This window comes from Plectonema radiosum NIES-515 (assembly GCF_025753815.1).
Classification (GTDB): domain Bacteria; phylum Cyanobacteriota; class Cyanobacteriia; order Cyanobacteriales; family Nostocaceae; genus Hassallia; species Hassallia radiosum_A.
The window spans coordinates 1-16066 of the sequence record NZ_JAOWRF010000191.1 but is presented as its reverse complement, the minus strand read 5'-3'; the positions used below and the strand labels follow the sequence as shown (position 1 = coordinate 16066).

Below are 16066 nucleotides of genomic sequence, written 5' to 3'. Positions count from 1 at the left end.
AGGAATTAGTTTAGAAATTAGGTTAATTACTTACAATGTAGAGACGTTCCAGACCGAACGTCTCTACCACGGTAGTTCCAGACCGAACGTCTCTACCACGATAGGTAGATTTTTATTACTGTTAATTAAACGGACATGATATTACTCTCTTTTCTCTGCGTTCTCTGCGTCCTCTGCGGTTCGTTTCTCTTAATCCAAACTCCCTACAAATATGAACCCTTTCCAATCCAACAACAATAAAGAATTAACCGAATTATTAACAATGAATTTTGAACAACCTAACAACAAAACCGAGAAACCAAAAAAAAGATTTCCCGGATGGTTTGCTATAGATTTTGGCACATCAAATTCTACGGTTACATTATTCGACCCGATTGAAGTACCTATCGCGGAAATTCTTCCCAGAGAACAAGAGATACGTTTGCGCGATCGCATGGCACAATGGTTGAGTTCTCCAGCTACAATTGCTTTACCAGATATTAGCGCAAGTGATTGGGATAAGTTCATCGCGGAAATTAGCAAAAATCTGGAAATAGAACCAAGTCAGTTAAGTGAAGTTTTTGAAAGTGATAATAAGGAGCGATTTTTAGAAGCAATTCGTCAAATTGAATTATGTTTGGGAACAAGCGATCGCTTTCGTCGTGCAGTCAGCAAAAAACTTTACCAAATATATCATGAAGTGTTTCGCGTTCCTACTTTAGAGTCGCAAAATCTCATCCCGGTAGTGTTAGATATTAACCGTCGAGATACAGAAATTCCTAGTGAGTTGGAAGTTTCTAGTTTGACTGCTTTAAAACTGAAGATGGGTAGAGAAGCGAGAGACAACAGAAAAAAGGCGATCGCTCAAGGAACCAGCGGTTCTTTAAAGGAAATTATTAGCAAGTTTCATCATTCACCTAAAAGATATTTTGGTCAAGAGCGGTCTTTTGGTGTTATTTTAGATGGGGAAGAAACTACAATTACTGTTAATCAGTTAATTCAAGCTGCTTGGGGACATCTTGTTGAGTTAACTGAAGATTATCGACAACGTGCACGACGCAAATTTTCGGAAGGGGATTTGTTGACAGCAGTTGTGACTTATCCAACTGTTGCCCCACCAGTTATTCGCAAGGAAATTAAAGAACTTGTGGAACAACTTGGTATTGATGATGTGCAAACAGCTTATGATGAAGCTGTTTCTGTGGCAATATTTTTTTTGTGGCGAGAATTTGGTGGTAATTTGAATATAGGAATTGAATCTTTTAAAACTCGCTGTCATCAAGAAAATAATAAATGGTCGCAAAATGTGCTTGTTTTAGATATTGGTGGGGGAACAACTGATTTAGCTTTAATTGAATTAACTTTAGAAGATAAAACTCCCTTTTTTGCGGATAATGAAGATAGAGGACTTGGGGGACGCTACTATAGACTTACTCCCAAGCTGTTAGGTTCATCTGGTCATTTGCAATTAGGTGGTGAGTTAATTACACTGCGAATGTTTCGGCTTTTGAAAGTAGCGATCGCTGATTCTTTGCTAACTGCAATTACTCTCGGTGCTTTAGAAAGCGATAAATTAGAAGATTTAATTAATTCCGAATTAAACGAGCGCTTTTTAGAACAAGGAAAATTTAAAAGCGGCAGTCTTTTGAAATGTGTAGACAAAGAAAATCCTGAAGGTGACGCAGCTTACAAAGATGCTTTAGATACTGCTGAAAAAGTGCTACCTACTCGTTGGCAACAAGCACCCCAACGCTTACAAACATTTTACGCCCTTTGGGAACTTGCAGAAGCCGCCAAACTCAAATTAGGGCAAAAGTCACCAGCAGATGGTTCTACTTTCACCTTCACCGTTTCTGAACAACAAATCTCGGAATTATTAACACAAAGTAGCATTAAGTTCAACATCCAAAATGCTCATAATATTAACGTCACCTTAGACAGTCATCAATTTGAAAGAACCGCAAGTACAGCAATTAAAGAAGCAATTGGTATCGCTAAAGGATTGATGGAAAGTCGCTTGCAAAGTAGTGGCAAAAAAGTTGATTGGTTAATTCTATCTGGTAAAACTTGCAATCTTGATTTAGTCCAGCAAGAAATTTACCAGGAATTTAGTAAATCACAATATTTTGTCTGGAATCCAGAGCGAATTACCTTTGTTCTAGAGTTTACCAAATTAGCTACCTCTGCCGGTGCTTGCTACGCTGAAAAATTGCGAAGACTCAGATTCGATCCAGAAGAATCTAAAGGATTGCTACGTAAGGGAGCAAACCAACTAGAAATAGATGTCAAAAATTTATTTTATTATTTACCCTGCAACTTTAAACGCAAAACTCAAAGCAACGAATTGCTACCAATATTTCAAGCAGGACAAGAACTTTATCAACTAGCTGATGGGGAATCTGTAGCGAAAGTTCGTACTAATTGGCAAGGGATACAATTAAGCAACATCATCTATCGTCAAGATTACGAAGATGGAGATTTGCGACTTTGGGGTAGCTTTGATGGCAAAACTTTGATGGAGAAATTGAAGATAGAAGAAGCAGAATTTCTCCAAAAAATTAAAGTTCAATTTGAAATTGATCAAACACTACAATTTAACGTCCTACTTTGTCGAGTAAATCCGCATTATTTAATTGATGTTCCTGGTATTGATGTCGGAATAGCAATCTTAGCGCATTTCCCCGCTGCCGAAAGCTCAAAGCTATTTTATGATGGTAAATTGAATTGGAATATTGCCATTGAGCGTCCCCATAAAAAGCTGAATAATGGTGATATTGCTGTGAATGTTATCGAGTCAGCAACAGTCGATCAACCAGATGCTTATCATTTGGTATTTGTGGCAGAAAGTGATAATAGTAAATCTATTAAAGAATTTCGTTATGTACGCGATCGCTTACAAGAAACAGGAACCGGTTTAATTAGTAAACCCTTACCTCCCTTTCCCCAAAACGGTCAGCACACCTTCTATATTTATCAAACAGATGCCCAAACAAATAGCAAAAAATGGATAAGAATTGGTTCACTCGGCAAACCAGAATTAACAACAGATTATCCTTGCCAATATCATGTCACCCTTGATGACAAAGGCATTCTGCGGATGCACGCAGGGAAAGTCCCTTACTGGACATCAACAAATGAAGAATGTCTCAAACAAGAAGGATGTGTTTTTCGCGCTGAATTAGAATTGCAACCCAACGAAGTTGATAAAGAACGCGATCCATTTTGTGGCATTCATTAATAGTGAGCAGTGAGGAGTTGTAGAGACGCGAAATTTCGCGTCTTTACTTAGGAGGAGCGGAGTGAGGAGTTAGGAGTGAGGAGTTAGGAGTTATGCAGCACTTACGGCAACTTTTAGAAGTAGAAAACTCAGAATTAGCCCGATTATTGCGATTTAGTCTGTACGGACTAGAAGCATCTCTGAAAAAAGCTCAAGCCGAATTATCTGACGATCCAGGAGCGAAAATATGCGACGAAGTGCTGCAAGAACTTTGTCATCTTTTACAACCTTCAAGTGTCGCGCCTTTAAATAATATCACGTCCACAAATGAGTTAAAACTAACACGCCTCCGGGATGAATTTGATGATGACAAAGAGCTAGCTTTATATTTAGGAAATTCACCACTGCAAAGCCAGACTGACTCAGATTTGTGGAACGAAATTCAACGAAAGCTATTAAGAATTCCTGAGGATATTGCTACATATTGGCGTCAACATGCTTTGAATCTTGCTGAAGAAGTTGGTGCTATTGAGGATAATTCAAATTTATACCAACTTCCTTTTATCCGCGATGAAATTATTTATCCAGGACTCAGCGGTAGTGTCAATGTCCAAGGTTTGCAGTTGTCTCAAAAAGAACTTTTAAGTGATGAAATTATTCATGGAGAAGAATCGAATGATATGCATTTACTTGCATGTATGCTGATTTTGTTGATAAAACTTATCGATATTGAACCAGATTTACATCATGCTTTAAAGAGCGTTTTTAGCTTTGATGTTGTATCTTTGCATTCCAAACCAGAACAGCGTAACCAATATATTGAAGCTTTAAGCGATCGCTTTCAACGTACCCAAAAGAGTAACGAAAATGCATATCCCTTATTAACTCTGCGTGCTTGGATTGATATCGACGAAGCAATACACTCCCTAATCTTCGTTCCTCCAGCGGAACGCTATTCGTGGTGGGGCAAATTACAACAAGAATCGCGACGCATCCTGAAAAAAGTGGCTGATAGGGTAAACAACGCAGGCTATGACGTGCGAATTCGCCAATTATCCGGACTTTACGCCGATATATGTGCTTTTTCCAAAGATGATTTACAACTAGATTGCGGGGGTACACCCGGAGAAGTGTTGACCTGTCTGCGGGTATATGCGCGAATTAACCAAGAAGATTATTTAGGACGCGTCATTTTTCGCACATTAAGGTAGTTTTCTCGCTAGCCTTAGATTTAAACCTATGTTAATAAATTTAAATGTAGGTTGCGGACTTCTGCTTTGAGTACGGCACCGTCAACAATTCAAGCTGCGATGGATGTATTGTGGGAAAAATGTGCTCATAACGCGAAAAATCGCTCTTCGTAACTATTTGTTTTTTATCCTTGTCCTTCTTGTGCTTGCAAAATGAATGTTTCTCTAGCTCAGGATCTGTCGATATATCAATTAGCTTTGAGCGTACAAACGCCTCCTCAAACACTACTTATTAGTGCTGCTACTCTCCTGTCACTGCTGCGATCGCAAATTGACTTATTAATTGAGCAGAAAATTCCAGCCATTTTATGGGTGAAGCTACCACCACAGAAAATTTGGCAATCAGAATTAGCGCGTTATGACTCGTGGGTAAAAGTGTCTGATGTCATCTATAGTTGTGACCTGGGTCAGGTTCAAAGCTGGAGAGAAGTCCGAAGTTCAGATGACTCAAATGCACACTTGGCTTCTAGTCAGGAAAAAGACATCATTCCATCATATCAGCCCCAAGTGCAACTACTGCCACAAACAAGCCTTCTGCGACGAGAATACTTTTTAATGGTATTGTCACCGCAGTTTTGTAGTTTAATTTTGGCACAGCGATCGCACAAAATAGACAAAACCCCTGCCGGAAAAGTCAAAGGCAATAAAACCCCAGCCTTACTAACGATAAATACTTTTGAGGGAAGAATAATTCAACGAGTTTTAGATGGTATAAAACAAGCAACTACGCCAGATTCATTTTCTCCTGTCCCGGCTGATTTTATTTGCCCAACTATGCCGGATGCAACATTGATGAGTTGCCTGCTGGTAAAACAACTTCAGCGACAAGAAGAAATAAATCGGCAAATGGCTGTTGAACGATCGAGCAAAGTTCAGCAGCAAAATCAAAAATTGCACAATCAAGAAGAGCTTAAGGATGAATACTTAAACAGTGTGTGTCAAGAATTGCGTACACCCCTAACGCAAATGAAGACAGCACTTTCATTGTTGAATTCCCCTAATCTAAAACCACCGCAAAGACAACGTTATTTACAAATGTTGAATGGTTTGTGCGATCGCCAAAGCTCCCTAATTACTGCTTTACTGGATTTGGTAGAATTAGAGCGCAATTTAGGCTTAACTACTTTGGAATCAGTACGCCTCTCGGACATTGTACCTGGAGTAGTCAGTACCTATCAACCTCTAGCCCAAGAAAAAGGCATTATACTTGCCTACACCATACCCAGTGACCTGCCTGCCGTTAGATGCGTTACTGCTGGTTTAAGGCAAATTGTCATTAATTTATTACATAACAGCATTAAGTTTACACCTAATGGTGGTCAAGTTTCAGTGCGAGCATTGATTGGCGAAACTACCCATCATGAAACTTTCCAAAAAGCATCTACCCTAAGGCGGGTTCAAAACAATTATATTCAACTAGAATTTCGTGACACAGGTATAGGTATTGCCGAAAATGAGATTAAGAGAATCTTTGAGCGCTTTTATCGCGTGCGTTCAGGTGCTACAGAAGACCTCGGAGGTGCCGGTTTAGGATTAACGATTGTTCAGCAACTGCTGCGGCATTGTGGAGGCTCTATATCTGTCAAAAGTAAACTGTCTGAAGGTTCTATTTTTATCGTGCAGTTACTGGTTAGTAGATAGTAGATAGTGGATAGTGGATAGTGGTTAGTGGTAAATCTTAACAACCAACAACTATCTATGTTCATCACCTTAATTGCAGACTACGGAAACGGCGATCCGGCTTTTGCTGAAGTGACGCAGCGTTTATTAACGGAATTACCGCATTCTCTAATCAATTTAGTTTCAGTTCCGGCTTTCAGTACCCTCGCTACTGGCTTTTGGATTGCTCAACTCGGTTTGAACCCAGGTCCCGAAGAACGTTTAATTTATCACAATTGCGCCCCCCGCCAAGATGATAAACAAGCAAGACGGGACAATGAAGGCGAGGGATTAACTTATGCTCTGCTTTCCAATAATGTTAAGGTAGTGGGTGTTAATGCTGGTTACACCCTCTCGTTTATCAAAGATTATTCACAAGTGCTGCATATTGTCAACGTTTCTAGAGGCGGTTCGCAATTCCGCTCGCGTGATGTATTCCCCAGTGCTGCCGGCGCAATTGGCAGAGGTGATTTAAGCGTTTTGGGAGAAGTTTTGAACAAAAGTGATGTTCCCGATGCACCCAGCGATCGCGTAGCCTGGATTGATGGTTACGGTAACATCAAAACCACCATCCCAGCAGATAGCATTAACCTCAAACCCGAAGCCAAAGTAATTATCCGCGTTGGTGATGTAGTTAGTGATGCAATATATTCCGACGGTAGCTTTAAAGTGCCAGAAGGAACACTAGCTTTTTCACCGGGAAGTTCTGGTTGGTTAACACCTGATGGGACGCGACCAATGCGTTGGATGGAATTATTTCTGCGTGGTGGTAACGCTTGGGAACGCTTCGGTAAACCGCGTGTGAATCAGTTAGTTACTTGTATTGGTTGACACTCCGCGCATTAAAATGACGCGGATTCTTGGTTCATAGGGATTCCAATGAATTTACCCTCCCCAAGCATCTTGACCGTGTATCCCACGGCTGCAAGTCCTCGTTGACAGACTACTTGAGCGGCTGCCACATCTCGATTTGTGGTGTAGCCGCAATTAGAACAAACATGAACACGCTCAGAAAGCGCCTTTTTGCCCGTTTCTGTTTGGCAGTTCGGACAAATCTGGCTGGTCTTTCTGCCGTTGACTTTCTGGAAATACACACCGCGCTTAAAACAACACTGTTCAAGGATTTGAAAAAACTGCCCCCATCCTGCATCTAAGCAATGTTTGCCTAGCATCCCGCGAGATAGTCCGACAAGGTTCAAGTCCTCAACAAATATCATTCCAACTTCGTTACATATTCGATGTGCCACTTTCCAATGAAAGTCTTTTCTAGTATTAGCAATGTGTTCATGAAGTCTCGCTACTTTGTATTGAGCTTTGCGCCAATTGCTAGATCCTATCTTCTTGCTAGACACTCGTTTTTGTAGCAATTTAAGCTTACGTTGAAGGTCTACAAAGAATTTAGGGCGCTTGACGTTTAGCCCGTTAGAGGTAGCTACAAAATCAATTAAACCCACATCCACTCCTAGAGGTTCGCCGTGAGGCATGGGGGATGGTACAGATACACCCCATTCAAGAGTTAGCATTATGTACCAACCTGAGGCGCGTTTAACAATACGAGCTTGCTTAAGAACTCCACCTTCAGGTATCGGTCTGGATGGTCTGAAAATTACCCAACCTATTAACGGCAACCTAACTTGGTCTTCGTCTAAGTCTTCTGGCTTTAATTGAGGAAACAAGAAAGAACGCATTGCACCCGGTTTTTTGAACCTGGGGAACCCATGATTTTGCTCCCACATTGAAGTGAAAGCTTGTTCCAATCTTCTTAATGTTTGCTGCAAGACTTGTGACTGGACACGACGAAGTTCAGGGATTTCTTTTTTAGCAATCGTTAAAGATTTGCACTGCGCTGAATAAGTAGGTCTAGGAGCATCGGCAGGGATGATATATTCAGAGTGAAGAGAACAAGCGTTAATTTGACAGCTACGTGATTTAAACCAAGCTTTGCGCTCTGACAACGCATAGTTATATACTTTGCGGTTGATCTCTAACCAATCTTCAAAGATTGCTTTTTCGCGATTATTTGGCTTTAATTTGTATTCGTAGGTCAAAATTAACATTGTTTTCTCCTCCTTAACTACATTGGACAACGTCCTTTAGCTAAGGTCGGGACGTTTCTTAATGTCTTAAAGCCAAATAAATTTGGCACATCCGCTTATATCCCCTGCCTGAAGGCGAGGGGCTTTACGCATCACGCCTCGTAACATCAGCAATACCCTTATCGGGTATCGCGTTGTGCGTACTAAATCTTTGAAGCCCACCTTTGTGGGCTTTGTCCCTATAGCCCAGGCTTCTAGCCTCCCTCCGGGCATTTTTAATAATTGAAGTAGTCAGGTTTTTCAAGATTTTTGGGTAATTCGATGACTTGTGTATACACTGTAGCCTTAATCCTTCAGCGGCAGAAAAATCGTTAAAACTTCGCCGTGTTGCGGACGCTGACGGACAATGAGTTTACCCCCGATCGCTTGAAACAAATGCTTTGTCGCAGAAAGATTCAAGCTAATTACACCCGTCTCTGGTTGGAACATCAATAATTGACCTAAAGCCTTACGAATTGGTGGGGTTACGGCTGCAAAGGAGTTTTCACTGTCTTTGCATTGACTATGGGGAGATAATTGTAACTTTAATTGATCGCCAGCAAGAATTACGTGTACTTGAATATGGCTACCAGCTGGTAAGCTGCGGGTAAAATTTTCTACCAAACCGGTGAGTACGCGATCGAGCATTGAAGGATTGCTTACCACCGTTGGTAATTGCTGCGGTAAGATAACATCCAATGTCAAGTTACGCCGATTTGCGGTTTGTTGCCAACGGGGAATGCTCTGCTGTAAAACTTGATCTAGAGAAGTTGGTGTCAGTTGAGTGTTGCTCGATTTTGCGGGAGCAGAAGTTTCTAATTCTGCTGCTTTAAAAAGCAACTCCATGCGATCAATTTGCTCTGTACACTCGCGATCGATAACTTGCAAGCGCTTAATAACGTTTGCTGGCAAGGCTTTCTGCTTCAACAGCAGACGTGTCATAGTGCGAATTGTTGTCAAGGGTGTGCGGACTTCGTGAGCAAAAGCTTGAAGCAATTCTACATCGGGACGGGGCGAACGGTGAGCAGAGGCAGAAGAAGGGCAATTTTCTTTATCGTGTCGGTTCGTGCCTTTTTCTTCTTGGGGTAATTGGGTTAACAACAACTGACTAAACTGCATCAAAATGTGGTAATCTGGCGCAATTGGTTCGTATTTTTGTACTAAAGAATTCAGTTCAGCGTAAAAATCTGGATTGTTTAGCATGACTCTCGCACCTAGCGATCGCCACGCCATCTGAACCACTTCTGGATCAAAGGAAAACGAAAACCTTTTTTTACCGCAACTATCTTCTGCTAAAACTAGTACTAATCTAAATTTTTCTGTAAAAATTAAGCAAAACTGCTCAGTTCCCAGCGGATCGGCAGCTAATAAAGGCAATACCGATTCATGAGGAGCAATTTCATTTGACATTACTGTAGTCCCAGTCGGCATCTGAAACGGCATCAATGCCAATGGGTTAAATGGTTTTGCTGTAAAAGTTATTGTCTGCAAGCTGTGAGTTAATCTTGGGTCACTGAACAAAGGTGCCGGTGCAGCTAAAACTAATCCTTGGATGATATCAGTCGAAGTAGTTGCTAAAGTATTTAATAGCAACTGTTCCGTTGCGGCTAAACTGACGCACCACTGCCGGTCTGATGCAGCAGGTGAACATTCAGCCACGCTTAATTGACTTTCGGCTAAAATTTCACTCAGACTTGGCAAGATCCATTTGTACACAAGTTTTAACCTCTTAGTTCACTCAAGGGCTGACAGCATTTATAAAAGACATTCCACTATGAGGTTATAGTTATTTGTGTACTAGCAACAGTCGTAGAACCGAACACTCTTAGGCGCAATTTCCCCTAGAACACTTATTCTGCATTGATTCTGGTGAATTGTACACTCCCTCTGAATTAGCGCAGCAAAGATTCTTCATTCCCTGACTTGCCTAAGAAGTGCAAGCTTGCACCAACTGCACTCCCAAGACCAAATCACGCCTGCACGACGTTGTCGGGTAGGGTGGAATCGTGAGCAGATTTTTTCCCCCCTAAGAACCGGACGTGGTAATTTCTCATCATCCAAATCAAGCTATCTACAACGCTTCCCATAAATTTGTTGGTGACAAAAAAGATGAACCCCCTTCCAGGTGGTAAATATCTTTTTCACTTGCTGACTTACCAGATACTTTTGACAGAATCTTTTATCAAACAGTTAAGTTTTCTTTATATCCTGGGGGAGAGGTAGATAAACCTACTTGGAGCGAATGTAGGTAGAAGAGGTGAAACTTCTGTTGACACCGCTTTTAGCAAGCAGTAATTCCATGCAAAGCAATTTAGTTAGGTTCCCCATCGCTGAGGTGTCGGGAAACAGTGAACAAACACTTAAGACAGCATCTAGCAAGTACGATTGTGCAGAGCAGCAATTTCAATATTTGCTGGCAACTGAGGACTTGGATAATAAACTGGATGCACAAGTATCTATAGTTAGTGAGTTTGAAGCTACACTAAGATCGGCAATTAGTGAGACTTATGAAAAAGGCTATGGTGAAGATGATGCTCACCTTTTTCTACAGCGAATTCTTTATGGCATCAATCGGCTGAAGCTGTTTTGGTATGACGATTTGCGGCACTATAGTAATGAGCGATCGCTTTATTTATCGAAAGTCCGTCAGCAAATTGAAGCAGCTTGGCAAAATTGGGAATTAGCACAAATCGATGTTGCGGCACTGCAACTATTGGATGTCAAAGACGCATTAATCAAACGTGCTGCTGAAGACTTAGATCCACCGTTATCGTCGGAAAGTCGCTATATCCGTGAGGAAATGAGCATTGAGGGCTATTGTCACTTGTTAGCGATCGCTTCGTTTGATGGTTTAGTCGAAGGTAGTCGGCTTTCCCGCATTTTAGGTGGTGCGGCAAATGAGGTGCAATGTACCCTCATACGGGTACTGCTAGAAGAATATGGCAACGGGCGCTTATCTCGCAAGCATTCTACATTTTTCAAGGCAATGATGGCTGAGTTTAGTATGAATACCGTGCCAGAAGGATACTTCGATTTAGTGCCTTGGCAAGTACTAGCTAGCGCTAATCATAACTTTTTGGTGACGGAGCGCAAGCGTTATTTTCTGCGTTATGCTGGGGGGTTAACTTATTTTGAAGTGGCAGGACCCGCAGCTTATAGAAATTATCTCACGGCGGCGCAACGATTGCAACTGTCGGAAGCGGCAATGGGTTATTGGGAACTGCACATCAGGGAAGACGAACGCCACGGACGTTGGATGCTGGATGATGTCGGTTTGCCTTTGGCAGAACAATATCCCTCCGATGCGTGGGAACTGGTGCTGGGGTATGACCAAGAGAAATTGATGGGCGATCGCGCTGCTGCTGCTGTCATGCGATCGATACGCAGGGCTGAACATTCGGCTTCACTCATCAAATAAATGGAACAACTTAAAAAATAAAAATTAAATGTGGCAAGTTTTTTCTTGCCTTTTGAATTTTATTTCTTAATTGTGTTAGTGAAACGTGCTTATCAAAACATTCCTTTAGTTACTAATTATTAGCTAAAGGAACAGTTTCTGGTTTTTTTTTTTAGCTAATAGCTAATATTTACGCTAATTATATCATAAAATTCAACTCCCATGAAAGACATTTTTGTTTGTCCCGAAGAATCTAACTTTTACTCCAACTGTTTGGAAAACCTTGTCATCAGAAATTGCCAAAATGACGAGTCTGTCGTTGAATTTGGCTCTGGAGATGGCAGTCCCGTTATCAATTCATTATTAAGAAACAAATTTGATGGTGTAATACATGGATTTGAATTAAATACTTCTGCCTGTAAAGTCGCTAATTCGACAATTGATGAATATAATCTTGCGAAAAAATACGTAATCAATAATTCATGTTTGTTTGAATCCTCTAAACCTCAAGCTGAGTATCTAATTGCTAATCCCCCATATTTGCCTGCACCAGACAAAGATATTTATATGCCATTGTTATTTGGTGGTCTAGATGGAGCTGCAATTACTAACGATCTTTTGTTATTAGGTTATGACAATGTATTACTTTTACTATCTAGTTATTCTAATCCCATAAGTACAATTGAAAATGCGAAAGAAAACGGCTATAGTGTTAATAACTTTGTCCTATTGCCGTTGAAATTTGGGTACTATAGTTCTGAGCCAAAAGTCAAAAAACACATCGAAGAATTAAGAAAAAATAAAATGGCGTTTTATTCTGGCGATTATTACTTTTTAGCTGGAGTTTTATTTAAGAAACGGCATGAATGTGATGTTGATTTATCTAGTGAATTAGCTCATGTGATGACGAGTTTATAAGTACCCAACACCCACATTTATGGTGCGGTGTTCTGCTTTCGTGGTTCGCACCATAAATGCGGATAAGCGCGAACCACGGGAGCGGACTTCGTTTCTATAGCCCCAGGCTAAAGCGCCTGAGGGCATTATGTTTATTTAGGTTTATAATTTAAGGTTAGCCAGAGCGATCGCCTATTTTTTCTGAGGGCATCATGTTTATTTAGGTTTGACAATCCTTTATAATTTTGGGTTGGGCAAGAGCTGCTTATTTTTTCTGAGTACTTTAGTACTCACTACGAAATAAAAACATATTTGAAGTTGAATAATGCTTACTTACCACGCTTCCCTTTTTCCACACTTGCATCTTGACTCACCTCAAACACGGCGACAATATTTTAGTTCCCGTGAGCGGCAACTCTCTACGTTCCATCATCATCCAATTCCACCATCTCAGCGAACACAAAGTGACAAATCTTAAACTTGTTGCCGATATTCCAATTATTTATGTATGACGTTGATGCCGCAGGACAACTAAGCAATAAAATCATTCTTATCTGATAGCGGTTGCTGAGGTTTGATACCGTCTTCATCTCAAAATATATAGAATTAGCCCACCCAGGTGAATTTATATCATATAGTCCCAAAATTGTCGGGTGTGTTAGCGCCCTACACTGATTTTATATTTGTTTACATACATTGAATTTTTATCGCCCACTTACTTATCAAGATAAAAAAGAAGTGCCCACCCAACAGTCCTTTTAAATAATCTTTTTTTGCCATAAACTACCCTAAAGGTATTTTGCAGCAATTATGAAATTCTTGTTTTCTGTTTTAGTAGCACCTGTGGTTCTATTATCAACTTCTGCACAGACACTGGCAGCCATTCAAACGAAAATGGTTGAGTACAAACACGGAAATGCAGTTTTAGAAGGTTATCTGGCATACGATGACGCTATTCAAGGAAAACGCCCTGGTGTATTAGTTGTTCATGAATGGAATGGATTGCAATCTTATGTGAAAAAACGCACAGAGCAATTAGCTAAACTTGGTTATGTCGCTTTTGCGATTGATATGTATGGCAAAGGAATTCGACCAAAAAATCCCCAAGAGTCGGCAGCACAAGCAACTATTTATCGTCAAGATAGAAAATTGATGCGCGATCGCGCTACTGCCGGGTTACAAGTTTTACAACAAAATTCCTTAACTGATGTTAAACGCATTGCGGCCATAGGTTACTGTTTTGGAGGTGGTACAGTATTAGAACTTGCTCGTAGTGGTGCGAATATTGCAGGAGTAGTCAGTTTTCACGGCAACCTTGATACCCCTAACCCCAGCGATGCCAAAAATATTAAAGCGAAAGTATTAGTATTGCATGGTGCTAACGATCCCCTTGTGCCAAAAGAACAAGTTAAAGCTTTTGAAACAGAAATGCGACAAGCTAATGTGAAGTGGCAACTTGTATCTTATCCACAGGCAGTGCATAGCTTCACCAATCCAGAATCAGGTGACGACCCCTCCAAGGGAGTAGCTTATAACAAAAATGCAGACGAGCGATCGTGGCGAGCAATGAAACAGTTTTTTGCCCAAATATTTCAATATAAGTGAGTTTTATATCATCCTTCCGACAGATGGAGGAATCAGCCAGAATTACATTTTAGAGAGATGAAATTGCACTTCCTATCTTCTTAAAATGATCGTAAAGAATAAACAAAAGGAATGTAATTATGTCTTCTGAAGAAAAGTCCAAAACTCCAGATAACACAGCAGATGCATCAGGTGGCTATCAAACCACCATCGAAGAGGAAACCCGCAAAACTGGTGTTGCCGCTGAGAGTGATGCTAAACCTACAGCTAAACCAGAAGCACCCGGAAACGATTCTGTAGTAGGTAGCCCAAATCAGGGAACTGAATCGCGTTAAATTTAGCTGTAACTGTGTGAATTTGAAGTAGTCTGATTGGCGAAATTACGAGTGGAGATGCGTTGCAATAGCGACAATCATCCACTCGATTTTTATAAGTGCGATCGCCTCATAATATATTTTCGGTCGTTGGGATATCAAGAAACATCTCCATAAATTAATTATGCGTTGCCCAAAACCTTTGTAGAGACTACCAACTGCTACATTTGTGCGTCTTTGATGGAGATGTATAAGGAACCAGATTATTGTGTCTGTTAAATAGCAGCAGCTTTACAATTATCCTAATTTGAAAGTAGTTGCCTAAAATGATCAAAACGATGCATGACAATTTTTACAGACACAATATTGAAGACACCAGTACCCAACTCAAACCGATTAACTTATTTGAATACGAAAAGCTAGGAACTAACGCTTTATCTCAAAAAGTACTTGACTATTACAGCAGTGGTGCATGGGATGAAGTAATTTGACGAGATAATCGAGCTGCCTTTGAGCGATTCAAGATTAGACCCCGGGTACTACTAGATATAAGTTCAATTAACCTGAGTACGAAAGTTTTGGGACAGTTTATTACAAATGCCACTTTTGATTGCTCCAATGGCATTTCAGCCTCTTGCTCATCAAGATGGAGAACTTGCTACTGCAAGAGGTGGTTCAATAGCAGGTATTGGTATGGTTTTGAGTACGATGGCAACTTATAGTATTGAACATGTGGCAGCGAAGAGTTATGAAAACACTCCTGCTAGTCCCCAATGGTTTCAACTTTGATCTTCATCGTGACCGAGGACTAACCCACGCTCTTGTAAAACGTCCCTAGGCTGCTGGCTATCAAGCGCTTTGTCTGAGGGTGGATGCTTTTGTCTTGGGTCAGCAGGGTCCAAGACAAAAGCGCAACGAGTTGACTTTACCACCTGGGTTAGAATTTGCGAATTTTTGAACATTGTCAAATTGAAAAATTCCTGATGAAGAGGGGGAACATGGTGAATTTAGATATTTTGCTCAAGAATAAAATCCAGGCAGAACTTGGAAAGATTAGGAATGGGTGGAGTCATAGTGAGGATAGGCTTTAGGGATGAAAGGCATTGAACGTGGGGATGATGCTTTGGCTTGGAGTAGAAGAGAAAGCGAAAGCAGCGATGGTTTCTAATCATGGTGTCAGACAAATCGATATAGTGCGATCGCACTATATTGATGCACAGTGGTGAAGTCGGATGGGTGGTGGCTTCGACATTCTTAAAGCTTTGACACCCATTGCCAAAGCTGTATTTTGAGGAAAGGCTATCTACTGGGGACTGGCTGTAAGAGGAAAAGTAGGAGTGAGTGAGGTCACATGGAACTAGTACGCTCAAAGCTAGATATAGGGATTGCAGTGAGGGGTTGTGCGGATCTAGAAGATATTGATCGTAGTTTGGTAATACCCCAAAGAAAGTAGAAGATAGTTTGTGGAGGCAACAGTCAACTTGATCAAAAGTGGAGTGCGATGGGATCACTCATCAAATCTAGATGACGACTGAAAAATCACGAGCTTAGTAATCCTCGAATTTTTGGATGGGTTAATTCTAGTGGGTTAAAAGGGTTGTGGGGAGTAGGATTTGGGTGGTTTAGGAAAAGTCCCAAAATATTTTTTGAGAAAACAGTTGACAAGAAGTTGTGCACTCGCTATATTGAATAAG

The 16066-nt window shown here is 40.8% G+C and carries 12 protein-coding genes and 1 pseudogene; 11 read left to right on the top strand and 2 right to left on the bottom strand.

Going from position 1 to position 16066, the window contains the following annotated elements; genetic code table 11:
• Positions 1 to 262 precede the first annotated feature (262 nt).
• From OGM63_RS12580 to OGM63_RS12565, 4 genes are all read left to right on the top strand, one after another.
• Complete coding sequence (locus OGM63_RS12580) at positions 263 to 3217, top strand: acetate and sugar kinases/Hsc70/actin family protein (RefSeq protein WP_263745912.1); 2955 nt, start codon at positions 263 to 265, stop codon at positions 3215 to 3217.
• Between the two features lie 92 nt (positions 3218 to 3309).
• Positions 3310 to 4407 carry a hypothetical protein gene (locus OGM63_RS12575; protein ID WP_263745911.1) on the top strand — a complete coding sequence of 366 codons (1098 nt, stop codon included), beginning with the start codon at positions 3310 to 3312 and terminating at the stop codon, positions 4405 to 4407.
• A 192-nt stretch (positions 4408 to 4599) separates the two neighbouring features.
• Positions 4600 to 6087, top strand: a complete 1488-nt coding sequence (locus OGM63_RS12570; RefSeq protein WP_263745910.1) for a DICT sensory domain-containing protein — start codon at positions 4600 to 4602, stop codon at positions 6085 to 6087.
• A 27-nt stretch (positions 6088 to 6114) separates the two neighbouring features.
• The gene (locus tag OGM63_RS12565; RefSeq protein WP_263745909.1) at positions 6115 to 6936 is read left to right on the top strand and encodes an SAM hydrolase/SAM-dependent halogenase family protein; all 822 of its coding nucleotides are present in this window, start codon (positions 6115 to 6117) and stop codon (positions 6934 to 6936) included.
• An 11-nt stretch (positions 6937 to 6947) separates the two neighbouring features.
• Here OGM63_RS12565 and OGM63_RS12560 read toward each other — a convergent pair whose 3' ends face one another.
• Positions 6948 to 8162 carry an RNA-guided endonuclease InsQ/TnpB family protein gene (locus tag OGM63_RS12560; protein ID WP_263745908.1) on the bottom strand — a complete coding sequence of 405 codons (1215 nt, stop codon included), beginning with the start codon at positions 8160 to 8162 and terminating at the stop codon, positions 6948 to 6950.
• Between the two features lie 324 nt (positions 8163 to 8486).
• A complete protein-coding gene (locus OGM63_RS12555) occupies positions 8487 to 9896 on the bottom strand; it encodes a sensor histidine kinase (RefSeq protein ID WP_263745907.1) in 1410 nt (469 codons plus the stop codon).
• 541 nt (positions 9897 to 10437) lie between these two features.
• On the opposite strand from OGM63_RS12555, the gene OGM63_RS12550 reads away from it, so the two are divergent.
• The 7 genes and pseudogenes from OGM63_RS12550 (at position 10438) to OGM63_RS12525 (ending at position 15161) form a co-directional block, all read left to right on the top strand.
• Positions 10438 to 11598: an iron-containing redox enzyme family protein gene (locus OGM63_RS12550; protein WP_263745906.1), complete on the top strand. Its 1161-nt coding sequence runs from the start codon at positions 10438 to 10440 to the stop codon at positions 11596 to 11598.
• A gap of 201 nt (positions 11599 to 11799) precedes the next feature.
• Positions 11800 to 12495: a class I SAM-dependent methyltransferase gene (locus tag OGM63_RS12545; protein WP_263745905.1), complete on the top strand. Its 696-nt coding sequence runs from the start codon at positions 11800 to 11802 to the stop codon at positions 12493 to 12495.
• A 789-nt stretch (positions 12496 to 13284) separates the two neighbouring features.
• Positions 13285 to 14079 carry a dienelactone hydrolase family protein gene (locus OGM63_RS12540; RefSeq protein ID WP_263745904.1) on the top strand — a complete coding sequence of 265 codons (795 nt, stop codon included), beginning with the start codon at positions 13285 to 13287 and terminating at the stop codon, positions 14077 to 14079.
• A gap of 119 nt (positions 14080 to 14198) precedes the next feature.
• A complete protein-coding gene (locus OGM63_RS12535; RefSeq protein WP_263745903.1) occupies positions 14199 to 14393 on the top strand; it encodes a hypothetical protein in 195 nt (64 codons plus the stop codon).
• Positions 14394 to 14710: 317 nt separating this feature from the next.
• Positions 14711 to 14863, top strand: a complete 153-nt coding sequence (locus tag OGM63_RS12530) for a hypothetical protein (RefSeq protein WP_263745902.1) — start codon at positions 14711 to 14713, stop codon at positions 14861 to 14863.
• A gap of 12 nt (positions 14864 to 14875) precedes the next feature.
• Positions 14876 to 14956 (top strand): annotated as a pseudogene (locus OGM63_RS30030) (hypothetical protein); the annotation flags it as partial.
• A gap of 13 nt (positions 14957 to 14969) precedes the next feature.
• Positions 14970 to 15161: an alpha-hydroxy-acid oxidizing protein gene (locus OGM63_RS12525; RefSeq protein ID WP_263745901.1), complete on the top strand. Its 192-nt coding sequence runs from the start codon at positions 14970 to 14972 to the stop codon at positions 15159 to 15161.
• Positions 15162 to 16066: the final 905 nt, after the last annotated feature.